Raw genomic sequence first — 12365 nt, 5'->3', positions numbered from 1 at the left:
TCAGGCGGGGAGGGACAGGACGGCCGGGGCGGGCCGCTCGGCGGGTGGGACGGAGCGGGCACCGCGAACGAGGACGACGGCGGCCGCAGCCACGGTCAGCACGACGAGGGTCGCGGCGGCCGCGAGCGTCGCCGCGTCCGGCGCGAGGAGCGGCTGGCCCCGCAGCGCCTGCCAGGTCAGCAGGAGGGTGAGGCCGGCCCAGGCCCCGCCGCCGACGGCGACCAGCTGCGCGCGGACCCGCTCGGAGCGCAGGACCGCGACCCGGCCCGCGAGCAGCCCGAGCCCGAGCGCGAGGAGCGGGAGCGCCTGCAGCGCGTGCAGCCCGACGAAGTGGCCGATCCGCAGGTCGCCACCGGTGGTCGACCACCCGAGCAGCGGCAGGCCCGGCCCGCCGTCGGGGACCCCGACGGCGTGCGCCCCGACCGTCGGCATGCTGCCCTCGGCCCGCGCGGCGGCGATCTGGGCGCCGGTGGGGCCGGTCATCAGGAAGGCGAGCGCCATGCCCAGCAGCGCGACCCCGAGCCCGAGGCGCACCGCCCACGCGGACGCGGTCGACATCGTGCGCTCCCGCAGGAGCACCACGCCCACCACCGCGGTGGCGACCCACAGGGTCATGATCGAGACGGCCATGACCGACCACACCGCGGCGTCGAACGGCGTGCCGACGTCGAAGTGGCTGGTCCGGCCGCGGAGGACCTGCCCGACGATGGCGACCATCTCGACGGCGGCCGTCACCGCGACGACGGTGCCCGCGACGTTCGCGAGGCGCCGCGCCCGAGGGCCCGTGACCAGCGAGATCATCCACGCGAGGGTGGGTCCGTAGAGCGCCAGCGAGATCGAGAACTTGAGCGGTTTGGCCCAGATCGGCTGGCCGAGCAGCGTGCGGGGGTCGACCAGCAGGCCGACGACGCACACCAGCGTCAGGAGGATCATCGCGCCGGTGAGCGCGAGCAGGGATCGGTTCCAGGTCCGCACGATCGTGCCCCCAAGTAGATAGTGCTGCTGTCCGATAAGCGGACAGTACTACTATCTGAGCGGGGGTGTCGAGAGGAGGAGCCCGATGAGGGTCGGCGAGCTGAGCCGGCGCAGCGGCGTGAGCGTGGCGTCGATCAAGTACTACCTACGGGAGGGCCTGCTCCCGCCGGGCGAGCGCAGCAGCCCCAACCAGGCCTCCTACGACGAGGGGCACGTCCACCGGCTGCGGATGGTGCGGGCGCTCATCGACGTCGGCGGGCTCTCGGTGGCCGCGACCCGGGCGGTGCTCGCCGCGGTCGACGACCCGCAGGTGCCGCTGCACGAGGCGCTCGGGCGGGCCTCGGCCACGACGCCCCCGCCGTGGGGCGCCTCCGGCGACGCCGACGACGAGGCCCGCGCGGGCGCGCAGCGCGCCCTCGCCGACCTGGTCCGCGAGCGCGGCTGGCACGTCTCGCCGAAGAACCCGGCGTGGGACACGGCCGTCGAGGTCCTCGCGACCTACACCCGGCTCGGCGACGAGGACCTCGCCCGCCAGCTCGAGCTGTACGCCGAGGTCATGGAGGACGTCGCGCGGCGCGAGGTCGCGGTGGTCGTGGACCGCGGCGATCGGGCGCGCACCGTCGAGGGCGCGGTCGTGGGGACCGTCCTGGGCGACACCCTGTTGGCTGCCCTGCGCCGCCTCGCCCAGGAGCACTGCTCGGCCCAGCTGCTCGAGGGAGCGGGCCTCGAGCGCGCGGAGGACCGGGCCCGCGGCTAGCGTCGCCGATCATGACGAGCAACGAGGGTCGGCCGGCCATCGACTTCCCCAGCCGCATCGGCGTCTGGTGGACCAGCGACGCCTGGACGATCGGCGCAGCCTGCGAGGTCGCCCGGGACCTCGAGCGCATGGGCTACGGGTCGCTCTTCTACGGCGAGGCCTACGGCAAGGAGACGCTCACGCAGGCCGGGGCGTTCCTCAATGCGACCGAGCGGCTCGTCGTCGGGACCGGGATCGCCAACATCCACGCGCGCGACCCGATCGCCGCCGAGTCCGGCGCCCGTACCCTGACCGCGCTGCACCCCGGCCGGTTCGTGCTCGGGCTCGGCATCAGCCACGGACCCCTCGTCGAGCGGGGCCGCGGCGGCACCTACACCAAGCCGTTGGCGACGACGCGCGACTACCTGCAGCGCATGGACGCCGTCCCCGAGCAGGTCGAGCCGGGGGTCCGCCCGGTCCGGCTGCTCGCCGCGCTCGGGCCGAAGATGATCGAGCTCTCCGGATCGGCCGCCGACGGCGCGCACCCCTACCTCGTCCTGCCGGCACAGACTGCGGTCACCCGCGAGGCGCTCGGCCCGGACAAGTGGGTCGTCTCGGAGCAGGCCGTCGCGCTCACCGGGGTGAACGGGTCGACCGAGGAGGACGCGCTGCGCCGCGCCCACGCCCACCTGGAGATCTACTCGGGGCTGCCGAACTACCGGAACTCCTGGCTGCGCCAGGGCTTCGACGAGTCCGACCTGGTCCGTGGCGGATCCGACCGACTGGCGCGGGCCGTCGTCGGGATCGGGGACGCGAAGACCGCCGCCGAGAGCCTGCGGGCCCACCTCGAGGCCGGGGCCGACCACGTCCTCGTGCAGGCGCTCGGGGACTCGCCGCTCGACGACCCGCGCCCGGCCCTGGAGGCCCTGGCCGCCGCCATGTGAACGATTGTGGTCGCCGGAGCGGCCAATTCCGTTCACGTGGACCGGAGGTCCTTGCGGATCGGGTGGTCCGGCGGGACCTCGACGAGCACGATCGCCCGGCCGTCCGGATCGGCGATCCAGCACTCGCGCAGCCCCCAGGGCTCGGTGCGGCTCTCGCGGATGACCGTCACCCCGGCCCCGCGGAGCTCGTGCTCGGCCGCGGCGACGTCACGGACCTGCACCCAGAGCGCGTCGGTCCCGACCGGGCCCTCGGCCGAACGTCCGGAGACCTCCAGGTAGCCGGTCCCGAGGAAGTAGACGACGCCGCCGGGGAACTCGCGGGAGATCGCGAGGCCCAGGGTGCCGCCGTAGAACGCCCACGCGGTCTCGGGGTCGCGGGGGCGGATGAGGATCCTGCTGCTGAGCACCTCCACGCCGGGGTGCACCTCCTCGGACATGATCGGGCGGGGTCCGCCGGGCGACGGGCATGCTTGGAGACCGGCGGCGGGGGCATCCTGGCGTCCGTGACCGCCGCCGACCACACCGAGAGTCCCGCGCGTCCGCCCGACGAGCCCGACCCGAACCGCTGGCGCGCGCTCGTCGTCTGCCTCGTCGCGGGGTTCATGACGCTGCTCGACGTCAGCATCGTCAACGTCGCGCTGCCGTCGATGCAGCGCGGGCTCGGCGCGTCGTCGGTGGAGCTGTCCTGGGTGGTCTCGGGCTACGCGCTCACCTTCGGTCTGGTCCTAGTGTCCTCCGGCCGCCTCGGCGACGACCGCGGCCGCAAGAAGATGTTCCTCATCGCGCTCGCGCTGTTCACGCTGACCAGCGCGGTCGCCGGCCTGTCGGTGGACCCGACGATGCTCGTGGTCGCCCGCCTCCTGCAGGGCGCGGCCGGCGGCATGATGAACCCGCAGATCATCGGGGTCATCCAGCAGCTCTTCTCCGGCCGCGAGCGCGGGCGCGCCTTCGGGCTCTTCGGCGCGGCCATCGGGATCTCGACGGCCGTCGGCCCGCTCACCGGCGGCCTGCTGCTGCAGTGGGGCGGGGACCTCGAGGGCTGGCGCTACGTCTTCTACGTCAACGTGCCCATCGGCATCGTCGCGCTGCTGCTGGGGGTGCGCCTGCTCCCGCGGGACACCGCCGTGTCGAAGGGCGATCGCCGGCCGCTGGACCTCGTCGGCGCCGTCCTGCTCGGCGCCGCCGTCGTCGCGTTGATGCTGCCGCTGGTGCTCTCCGAGCAGAACCCGTCCGGGGCGCCCTGGTGGCTGGTGGGTGTCGCGGTGCTGCTCCTGCTGCTCTTCGTGGCCTGGGAGCGGCGGGCACGGCGCGCCCACGGGCACCCCCTGGTGAACTTCGGCCTCCTGCGCACCCGCAGCTACGCGCTGGGGACGACGCTCGGGCTGGTCTACTTCGCGGGCTTCACCTCGATCTTCTTCGTGCTCACCCTGTTCCTGCAGCAGGGCCGCGGGTTCACCCCGCTCGAGGCCGGGCTCGCCCTGACGCCGTTCGCGCTCGGCTCCGCGGTGTCCTCGGCGCTCGGCGGCCGGTGGGTCTCCCGGTTCGGCAAGCCCCAGGTGGTGCTCGGGCTGCTGGCGGTCGTCATCGGGCTCGTGGCCACCGACATCGTGCTGCGGCTGGACCCGGGCAGCGTCGGCTGGGCGATCGCCGGGCCGCTGCTCGTCGCGGGGATCGGCAGCGGCTTCGTCATCGCGCCCAACCAGACACTGGCCCTCGAGGAGGTCCCCGCCCGGGAGGGCGGTACCGCGGCCGGGGTGCTGCAGACCGGGCAGCGCGTCGGCTCCGCGGTCGGCATCTCCGCCGTCGGCGCGGTGTTCTTCGGGTCGCTGACGTCGAGCCACGGCGACTGGTCGTCGTCGATCAGCTCCGGCCTCGTCGTGACGGTCGGCCTCGTCGTGCTCGCCCTCGTGGTGGGCGCCGCCGACCTGGTCGCCGACCGGATCGCCCGCCGGCGGCGCGCGACGGCGGGTCCCGACGACGCGGCTCCCGACGGCGCTGCTCCCGACGGCGCTGCTCCCGCCGGCGCTGCTCCCGCCGGCGCGGCTCCCGACGGCGCTGCTCCCGACGACGGGGCAGCAGGCGAGGCCACTCCCGACGACGCGGCTCTCGACGACGGGGGTGCCGACCGGCCGCGCGTCGACGGCGACGGCCAGCGCGGCAACGGCCACGACGGCCGGGCCCCCGTCGGGGTCCCCGAGGTCACCGGGCGGGTGGTGCGGGCCGAGGACGGGGCGATCGTCGCGGGCGCCGTGCTCACGCTCGTCGACGAGTCGGGCCACCAGGCCGCACGCACCGACGCCGCGGCCGACGGCACCTTCCGCATCGAGGCCGCCGCCCCCGGCTCCTACCAGCTCGTCGCCCGCGCCCCGGGCCGCCGTCCGGAAGTGGGACGGGTGACGCTGCGTCGCCGACCCAGCGTGTGCGACATCGTCCTGAAGGCGGGCACTACCGAGCGCCTGCTCCCGGCTGTCGATTGAGTCACACGCCTCCGGGGTACCACCGACGAGGACCAACCGTGACAAGCCACGAGGAGCCGCCGCGTGTCCGCTGACGACAAGTTCGACAACAAGGCCCAGGAGCTCAAGGGCAAGGTCAAGGAAGCCCTGGGCGACGCGACGGACAACCACGAGTGGAAGGCCGAGGGCAAAAAGGACCAGACCGTCGGCAACCTCAAGAACGCGGGCGAGAAGATCAAGGACGCTTTCAAGCCCTGACCTCGTCGCCCGGGCGACCGTCCGGGCCGTGCCCACGGGGTGCGGCCCGGACGTGTGTCCCTCGGCGGCTCACACCCGCTTGAGCGGTGGGCGCGCCACACCGTCGTCACCGGCCAATGAAGCCTGCGCGGGCGAGCGCGCTAGCACCACGACCCCGCCCAGGGCGAGCACCAGCCCCGCCACGAACGCGAACACCCACCCGCTGCGGATGCCGTCGCCGAGCAGGACGAGCCCCAGCAGTCCCGGCGCGAGCGTCTCGGTGACCGCGAGCACGGCCACCACGGGCCCGACCGCGCCGCGGGACAGCGCGACCGTGTAGAGCCCCAGCCCGAGCCCCGCGTAGCCGAGCAGGGCCCACGCCACCGGGTCGCTGATCACCGTGTGCGCGACCTCGCCGACCGGCCCGTCGAGGTCGACCAGTCGGACCGCGACCGCCGTGCCGCCGAAGCTCAGCCCCGCCAGGAACGCGATGGGCACCGCCCGCCGGCTGCGCAGCGCGGTGACCGTCCCGACGACCGCGAGGACCACGAGCACGCTCAGCAGGGCGATCGTCGCGCCCACCCCGGCGTGCGGGAGCTCCTCGGTCCGGGCGCTGCCCACCAGCAGGCCCAGCCCGACGATGTTCGCCCCGGCCGCCAGCAGGTCGACCCGCCGCAGCTCGGTGTCGAACACCCAGTGCGACGCGATCACCGTGATCGCGACCTGCCCGGAGACGATCGCCTGCACCGCCACGATCGGCATGTAGCGCAGCGCGAGCACCGTCAGGACCCAGCCGGCGATGTCCAGGAGCAGCCCGCCGAGGTAGAGCGGGCTGGTGATCACCCCGGCGGCGCGGGTGGCCCGGCGGGTGGCCATCGCCTCGAGCATGGCCGCGCCGGCGTTGGCCGCCGCGGCGACGAGGGCCGCGACGAGGCCGAGGAACAGCACTGCCCCTCCTGGTCCGCGTCGCCGAGCCGCGGCGCCGCATCCGGGTCCCTGCCCGGCGACCTCGGGGCCGCCCGGGCAGAGTGTGCCCAGACATCCCGTCCGCCGCCCGTCGTCGGGGGTCGACGACACGCCGACGGGATACCCGCCCGCCGTATCCCGCAGGGCTCCGCGGACCGGGGCCGAGGGTCCGGACGGATGAGGGGAAGGGTGGAGGTGGCCGTGACGGCCGGGTGGTGGGTCGTGACCGCGACGGCCGTGGTGGCGCTGCTGCTGCTCCTCGGCGCCCTGGCGTGCCTGACCCGACGCGGGTCGATGCCGGGTCGGTCGGCGACGACGCTGCCGGCGGCGCTCGGCGTCGCGGGAATGCTGGTGGCGCTCGCGGCCGGGGTGTTCGCCCTCGTCGCCGACGACGAGGCCCTCGACCGCACCGACCAGCCCGTCCTGGGGTGGCTGGTCGCGCACCGCACCCCGGGATGGACCGGCGTCGCGGAGGCCGCGTCGCTCTACGGCGGCACCGTCGGCACGGGGGGCCTGGCGGTGGTGTCCGCGCTCGTGCTGTGGCTGCGTGGGCGTCGGGGCCGGGCCGTCGTGTGGATCGGCGCGGTGCTCGTGGGATCACTCACCATCCGCGGCCTCAAGGGCCTGGTCGAGCGCCCCCGGCCCCCGCTCGTCACCCGCCTGACTGTGGAGACCTCGACGTCACTGCCCTCCGGTCACTCCCTGATGGCCGTCCTGGGGCTCGGGCTGACCGTGATCGCGGTCCTCGCCCTCGTCCCCGGTGACGGTGCGCACCGTCACCGGCGGGCGGCCGTGCGGGCCGCGACGGTGCTGGGCGGGGCCGTCCTCGCCCTCGGGATCGGGCTCTCCCGGGCCTACCTGGGCGTGCACTGGACGACGGACGTCCTGGCCGGGTGGTTGCTGGGTGGGGCGCTGCTGGCGCTCGCCGTCGGAACGGCCGCCGTCGTGGAGGGCCGGACGCCGGAGATCCATTCCTCGGAAGGAGTACCTGCCTCGCCGCTACGCTGACGCACTGCCGAGGATCTCGCTTCCCGAGCGGCCATAGCGTCACTCGAATGCGCTGTCTAGGGTTTTCGGTGCAGCGTCGTCTGCTGCCGCTCGAGGGGAAACGGGGGTCCACGTGGAGCACGTTCCGCTCCTGGTCCTCGGTGTGGGGATCGACGGTCTCGCCGCGGCGCTGTGCCTCGCCCACCAGGGTTTCCCCGTCCAGCTGCTGGAGCGCGGGCCGGATCCGGAGTCGCTCGACGACGCCGGGTCGTCGGGCTCGATGGTCGTACGGCCCTCCGCCGCGCGGGTCCTGCAGGGGCTCGGGCTGCTCGATGCGCTGCGGCCGCAGGCGCTGGAGGTGCAGCGCTACTGCCACCTCGATGCCGCGAGCGGCCAGCCGCTGCGCAAGGTCGAGCTCGGCGACGTCGCCCGGGCCCGCTTCGGCTACCCGTGCCTCATCGTGGCCCGCCGCGACGTGCGTCGGGCCCTCGCCCGCGCCTGCGCCGCCGACGAGATGATCGGGGTGCATTACGAGCGCCGCCCCACCGCCGTCGAGGACATCGGCGACGCCGCCCTGGTGACCGTCGAGGACGGCGAGCAGTGGCGCGCGGAGGCCCTCGTCGGGGCCGACGGGGCCTCCAGCCGGGTCCGGGGGCTGTTGGAGGCCGGGGCCGGGGCGCTCTCGCCGACCTTCGTCGTGCGCCGGACCATGGTGGCCTCCAGCGCGGGGGAGCCCGCGAGCCCGGAGCTGCGGGTGTGGTCGGGCCCGCAGCTGCAGGCGATGCGCCTGCCGGCGCCCCACGGCGGCGCCGAGGTCGTCCTCGTCATGCGCGCCGACCTGCCGCCCGCCGAACGGGAGTGGGTGGTCTCCCGGCTGGAGCCGGAGTTGCGGCGCAGCGTGAGCGCGGTCGTCGGGCGGGAGCCCGAGCAGGTCATCGCCCACCAGCGCCCGCTGTCGCGCTGGACCCGCAACCGGCTCACCGTCCTCGGGGCCGCCGCGCAGCCCCTCCTGCCGCACGCCGGCGACGAGGAGAACCAGTCCCTGCTCGACGCCCACGCCCTCGGGGCCGCCTTCGATCGCTCCGACGGCCGGATCCTTCCGGGGCTCGAGGGCTACGAGACGCTGCGCGCCCCGGCGCGGGCCGCCTGCGCGGCGCGGGTCGCCGAGTTCGCGGCGCTCTCGCACGCCGAGGGCCTCACCCGCCGCCTCCGGGACCGGTTGTGGGCCCGGGAGGCCGTGGACGAGGTCGCCGAGGTGCTGGGCGAGGTGTAGGTGCGCGCCACACTCCGGACGTGACCACCCCGGCCTGGACACCCGCCACGACGTCGGTCAACGGCATCCGGCTCCACCACCGGGTCGCCGGGGCGGCCCGCCGGTCGTGCTGCTGCACGGCTGGCCGCAGACCGGCTGGTGCTGGCGGCGGGTGGTCGACGACCTGGCGCGCGACCACACCGTCGTCGTCCCCGACCTGCACGGCTACGGCGCGTCCGACAAGGCCCGCACCGGCATGGACAAGCGCACCATGGCCGCCGACGTCGCCGCCCTCTGCGACGACCAGGACCAGGTCCGTGGGCGGGCGATCGAGGGCTGTGGGCACTTCGTCCCCGAGGAGGCCGCCGGGGAGCTGACCGGCGAGCTGCGGACGTTCCTCTCCGGGGCCTGATCGGGTGAGGATGCGGTCATGACCACCTCCCCGCTCGCCGTCGAGAAGGATCCCGCCGCCCTGGGGTTCGACCCGGCACGCCTGCAGCGCATCGATGATCACTTCCAGTGCTACGTCGACGACGGCCGGCTCGCGGGCTGGCAGGTGGTCGTCACGCGGCGCGGGCACGTGGTCCACGCGAGCGAGGCCGGGCAGCGCGACGAGGAGGCGGGCCTGCCCGTCGAGCCGGACACCCGGTGGCGGATCTTCTCGATGACGAAGCCGATCACCTCCGTCGCCGCGCTGATCCTCTGGGAGCGGGGCCTGATCGAGCTCACCGACCCGATCAGTCGCTGGCTCCCGGCGTTCGCCGAGCCACGCGTCTACGTGCGCGGGTCGGCCGCCGCGCCGCTGACGATGCCGAGCCCGGAGCCGATCCGGGTCTGGCACCTGCTCAGCCACACCGCGGGCCTGACCTACGGGTTCCACCACGCCAACCCGATCGACGAGATGTACCGCGCGGCGGGCTTCGAGTGGGGTGTGCCGCCGGGGCTCGACCTCGCCGGCTGCGTGGAGGCCTGGGCGCGGATGCCGCTCGTGCACACGCCCGGCACCGAGTGGAACTACAGCCACGCGACCGACGTGCTCGGGCGCCTCGTCGAGGTCGTGTCCGGGCGCCGCCTCGACGATTTCCTCGACGAGGAGATCCTCACGCCGCTCGGCATGACGGCGACCGCGTTCGCCGCCGACGACCCGTCCCGCACCGCGGCGCTCTACGCCCGCGTCGCCGACGGGTCCCGGGTGCGGGCGCCTGCCGGGGAGGCGTTCCTGGAGCCCCCGACGTGGCTCTCGGGTGGCGGCGGGCTGGTGTCCACCGCCGGCGACTACCACCGCTTCACCCAGATGCTCCTGCGCGGCGGCGAGCTCGACGGGGTGCGGATCCTGGGCTCCCGCACCGTCGCCTACATGGGCCGCAACCACCTGCCCGGCGGCGCCGACCTCATGGAGGTCGGACGGCCGCTGTTCGCGGAGATGCCGTTCGACGGGGTCGGGTTCGGCCTCGGGGTGTCGGTGGTCCTCGACCCGACGCGCTACCGGACGCTCTGCAGCGCAGGCGAGATGGCCTGGGGCGGGGCGGCCAGCACGGCCTTCTGGGTGGACCCCCAGGAGGAGCTCACGGCGCTGTTCTTCACCCAGCTGATGCCCTCGAGCGCCTACCCGATCCGTAGCGCACTGCGCGGGCTGGTCTACCAGGCGTTGGTCGACTAGGCGTTCCGCCATGTGAGCGGATTCGGGCGTTCGCGCGTCCGGATCCGCTCACTTGGCGCAGCCCTGCACAAACTGAGGAGATCCCGGCTCACCCTGAGAGAGGGCTGCACAGGCCATCGTCGCTCTGTAGCGTCTGCGGCTGCCATCGGGCAGCCGAGGGGCTGGGGCAAGGGAGACGGATGAGCGCGATGCCGGGGCCACGACGACGACCTGCCGGGCTGCACCCGGAACGCGGCGCCACGGACACGGCCGGGGTGCCCGAGCCGAGGTCCGGGCACGAGGGCGGGCTCGTCACGGGCGTCCCCGCCCAGCGCACCGCGGCCGACGTGTACCGGGTCAGCGAGGAGCAGGTGCACCGCGCCCGGATGGCGGTGGCCCGCAACGCGCTGGATTCGGACGACTGCCGCGAGCTGCTCGACATGCTCGGGCTGATCGGGGAGCCGGGCGAAGCACCGCCGGTGCGGCGCTGACCCCGGCGGGACACACGCCCCTCACTGCACCACGTCGTAGGGTCCGTGCCCGTCATGGTCCAGGTACCCCCGAAGCCCGCGTCCCCGGTCGGCGGTGACCGCGTGACACCCGACGTCCGGACCCGCACCGGACCGCGACAGGCGCGGGCGCTCGCGACCCGCGAGGCGATCCTCGAAGCGGCGGCCCACGAGTTCGCCGCCGAGGGCTACCACGCCGCCTCGCTGTCGAAGATCGTCGAGCGCAGCGGGGTGACGAAGGGCGCCCAGTACTTCCACTTCAGCTCCAAGGAAGCGATGGCCCTCGCCGTCGTCGAGGCCATGGAGCGCCGGTTCCCGGACTTCCTCGACGCATTCCTGGACCGCGGGGCGGACGTCCTGACGACCGCGGTCCACCTGGCGGTCGGCATCGCGGACCTGTTGGGCGACGAGGTCTGCTGCCGCGCCGGGATGCGCGTGGTCAGCGAGGGCGCCCTCGGGCCGGAGCGCACGCCCTGGCCCTACCGGTACTGGGAGGACGTCTTCGTCGACCTCCTCGGCCGGGCACGGGACGAGGGCCTGCTGCGCGCCGACGTGGACTCCCGGGAGCTCGCCCGGACCGTCGTCGCGCTCGGCCACGGGCACCGTGTCGTCTCGACGGCGACCGCGGGACTCGCCGACCTGCGGGAACGCGCCGTCGCGTCCTGGGAGCTGATCCTGGGCTGCGTCGCCGCGCCCGCCTGGCTCGAGGCGTGGCACGGGGCCGGCGGGATGGCCACCGTCCCCGTCGGGATCACCGTCCCGGCGCGTGACGGGGGTGGCTGACGAGCCCCTGGACCCCGTCCCGTAGGCTTGCCTCTGCACCCAACGGGGCGGACGGTCCGTGGGCGTTGAAGGGGGTAAGGTCCTCGCGAGATCAGAGGAGCTTCGAGCCCCCATCGTTCAGCGGCCTAGGACTCCGCCCTTTCAAGGCGGCAACGCGGGTTCGAATCCCGTTGGGGGTACGCAGTAACTGAAGAGCAAGGCCCAGTGGCGCAGTTGGTTAGCGCGTCGCCCTGTCACGGCGAAGGTCGCGGGTTCGAGTCCCGTCTGGGTCGCACGGTCGTGCACGCGCCGATGCGGCGTGATGGCCGACAAGGCCAGGTAGCTCAGTCGGTACGAGCGATCGCCTGAAAAGCGATAGGTCGGCGGTTCGACCCCGCCCCTGGCCACCCCTTGTGACCAGCGGAGACGTTGGTTTCTGCATGTGGCTGGTTGTGGCTCCTTCAGCAACGACTTCAGCAACCGCCCTCACAGGTCCTCCCACTCGATGGCGTCGAGCGCTTGGCGCATGGCGTCGAGGTTGGTGTGGGCGTAGATCGCCATGGTGATGTCGACATGCGCGTGGCGGGCGATGGCCTGGACGACGTGCGGCGGCGTCCCGAGGTCGAGCAGCAGGCTGACCACGGTGTGACGCAGGTCGTGGAGTCGGACGTCGGGCAGGCCGGCCGTGACCCGCAGCCCCTCGAAGTGCCGGTTGAGGGTCCGCGGCTCCATCGGGGTGCCGATGGTCAAGCCCAGGCGCGCGGCCCTCGGCTGACGCCGGGGCAGCGGCCGGGTCGGACGCGGCCGGCTCCCGCCGGCCGCTCCTGTCTTCGACCCGGGCCGGCGGGCCGGCCACGCCTCCCCCGGCCGCCACCGACGAAGCAGAGGGAACGGGCGCAGGC

The 12365-nt window shown here is 74.4% G+C and carries 13 protein-coding genes, 3 tRNA genes and 1 pseudogene; 13 read left to right on the top strand and 4 right to left on the bottom strand.

Translation table 11 applies throughout. The features are described from left to right. The gene (locus VGI02_RS22585) at window positions 1-975 is read right to left on the bottom strand and encodes a hypothetical protein (protein WP_331631086.1); all 975 of its coding nucleotides are present in this window, start codon (window positions 973-975) and stop codon (window positions 1-3) included. Window positions 976-1060: 85 nt separating this feature from the next. On the opposite strand from VGI02_RS22585, the gene VGI02_RS22580 reads away from it, so the two are divergent. Then, window positions 1061-1732: a MerR family transcriptional regulator gene (locus VGI02_RS22580; protein ID WP_331631084.1), complete on the top strand. Its 672-nt coding sequence runs from the start codon at window positions 1061-1063 to the stop codon at window positions 1730-1732. 11 nt (window positions 1733-1743) lie between these two features. Further along, window positions 1744-2655, top strand: coding sequence for a TIGR03620 family F420-dependent LLM class oxidoreductase (locus VGI02_RS22575; protein WP_331631082.1), 912 nt, complete (start codon window positions 1744-1746; stop codon window positions 2653-2655). 32 nt (window positions 2656-2687) lie between these two features. On the opposite strand, the gene VGI02_RS22570 is transcribed toward VGI02_RS22575, so the two are convergent. Further along, a complete protein-coding gene (locus VGI02_RS22570; RefSeq protein ID WP_331631177.1) occupies window positions 2688-3068 on the bottom strand; it encodes a VOC family protein in 381 nt (126 codons plus the stop codon). Window positions 3069-3158: 90 nt separating this feature from the next. On the opposite strand from VGI02_RS22570, the gene VGI02_RS22565 reads away from it, so the two are divergent. Together VGI02_RS22565 and VGI02_RS22560 are read left to right on the top strand one after the other, a co-directional pair. Continuing rightward, window positions 3159-5132, top strand: a complete 1974-nt coding sequence (locus VGI02_RS22565; RefSeq protein ID WP_331631080.1) for an MFS transporter — start codon at window positions 3159-3161, stop codon at window positions 5130-5132. Window positions 5133-5195: 63 nt separating this feature from the next. After that, window positions 5196-5369 (top strand): CsbD family protein, encoded by a 174-nt coding sequence (locus VGI02_RS22560; RefSeq protein ID WP_331631078.1) that lies wholly within the window; start codon window positions 5196-5198, stop codon window positions 5367-5369. A gap of 69 nt (window positions 5370-5438) precedes the next feature. On the opposite strand, the gene VGI02_RS22555 is transcribed toward VGI02_RS22560, so the two are convergent. Next, the gene (locus tag VGI02_RS22555) at window positions 5439-6296 is read right to left on the bottom strand and encodes a hypothetical protein (RefSeq protein WP_331631076.1); all 858 of its coding nucleotides are present in this window, start codon (window positions 6294-6296) and stop codon (window positions 5439-5441) included. Window positions 6297-6503: 207 nt separating this feature from the next. Here VGI02_RS22555 and VGI02_RS22550 point away from each other — a divergent pair, with 207 nt between their 5' ends. From VGI02_RS22550 to VGI02_RS22510, 9 genes and pseudogenes are all read left to right on the top strand, one after another. Further along, window positions 6504-7322 carry a phosphatase PAP2 family protein gene (locus VGI02_RS22550; RefSeq protein WP_331631074.1) on the top strand — a complete coding sequence of 273 codons (819 nt, stop codon included), beginning with the start codon at window positions 6504-6506 and terminating at the stop codon, window positions 7320-7322. A gap of 112 nt (window positions 7323-7434) precedes the next feature. Then, window positions 7435-8574 (top strand): FAD-dependent monooxygenase, encoded by a 1140-nt coding sequence (locus VGI02_RS22545; protein ID WP_331631072.1) that lies wholly within the window; start codon window positions 7435-7437, stop codon window positions 8572-8574. A 65-nt stretch (window positions 8575-8639) separates the two neighbouring features. After that, a pseudogene (locus tag VGI02_RS29165) lies at window positions 8640-8854 on the top strand (alpha/beta fold hydrolase); the annotation flags it as partial. Window positions 8855-8983: 129 nt separating this feature from the next. After that, on the top strand, window positions 8984-10213 hold the full coding sequence (locus VGI02_RS22535; RefSeq protein ID WP_331631068.1) for a serine hydrolase domain-containing protein: 1230 nt from the start codon (window positions 8984-8986) through the stop codon (window positions 10211-10213). Window positions 10214-10392: 179 nt separating this feature from the next. Next, entirely contained in the window at window positions 10393-10683 is a 291-nt protein-coding gene (locus tag VGI02_RS22530; protein ID WP_331631066.1) for a hypothetical protein, read from the top strand. Between the two features lie 102 nt (window positions 10684-10785). Then, entirely contained in the window at window positions 10786-11484 is a 699-nt protein-coding gene (locus VGI02_RS22525; protein WP_331631064.1) for a ScbR family autoregulator-binding transcription factor, read from the top strand. Window positions 11485-11590: 106 nt separating this feature from the next. Next, window positions 11591-11663: transfer RNA gene (locus VGI02_RS22520), tRNA-Glu, on the top strand. Window positions 11664-11682: 19 nt separating this feature from the next. After that, window positions 11683-11756 (top strand) — tRNA-Asp (locus VGI02_RS22515). A gap of 40 nt (window positions 11757-11796) precedes the next feature. Continuing rightward, a tRNA-Phe gene (locus VGI02_RS22510) sits at window positions 11797-11870 on the top strand. 79 nt (window positions 11871-11949) lie between these two features. On the opposite strand, the gene VGI02_RS22505 is transcribed toward VGI02_RS22510, so the two are convergent. Continuing rightward, the gene (locus VGI02_RS22505; RefSeq protein ID WP_331631062.1) at window positions 11950-12195 is read right to left on the bottom strand and encodes a tyrosine-type recombinase/integrase; all 246 of its coding nucleotides are present in this window, start codon (window positions 12193-12195) and stop codon (window positions 11950-11952) included. Window positions 12196-12365 lie beyond the last annotated feature (170 nt).

It is taken from the genome of Actinomycetospora sp. (genome assembly GCF_036497245.1).
In the GTDB taxonomy this organism is placed as follows: domain Bacteria; phylum Actinomycetota; class Actinomycetes; order Mycobacteriales; family Pseudonocardiaceae; genus Actinomycetospora.
The sequence above is the reverse complement of the archived record's forward strand: the minus strand, read 5'-3'. Positions and strand labels throughout refer to the sequence as shown.

Bases quoted from the DNA above. Each gene is read 5' to 3' on its own strand.
- VGI02_RS22580 (WP_331631084.1), top strand. From the start codon at position 1,061: ATGAGGGTCGGCGAGCTGAGCCGGCGCAGCGGCGTGAGCGTGGCGTCG.
- VGI02_RS22575 (WP_331631082.1), top strand. From the start codon at position 1,744: ATGACGAGCAACGAGGGTCGGCCGGCCATCGACTTCCCCAGCCGCATC.
- VGI02_RS22535 (WP_331631068.1), top strand. From the start codon at position 8,984: ATGACCACCTCCCCGCTCGCCGTCGAGAAGGATCCCGCCGCCCTGGGG.
- VGI02_RS22530 (WP_331631066.1), top strand. From the start codon at position 10,393: ATGAGCGCGATGCCGGGGCCACGACGACGACCTGCCGGGCTGCACCCG.
- VGI02_RS22505 (WP_331631062.1), bottom strand. From the start codon at position 12,195: ATGGAGCCGCGGACCCTCAACCGGCACTTCGAGGGGCTGCGGGTCACG.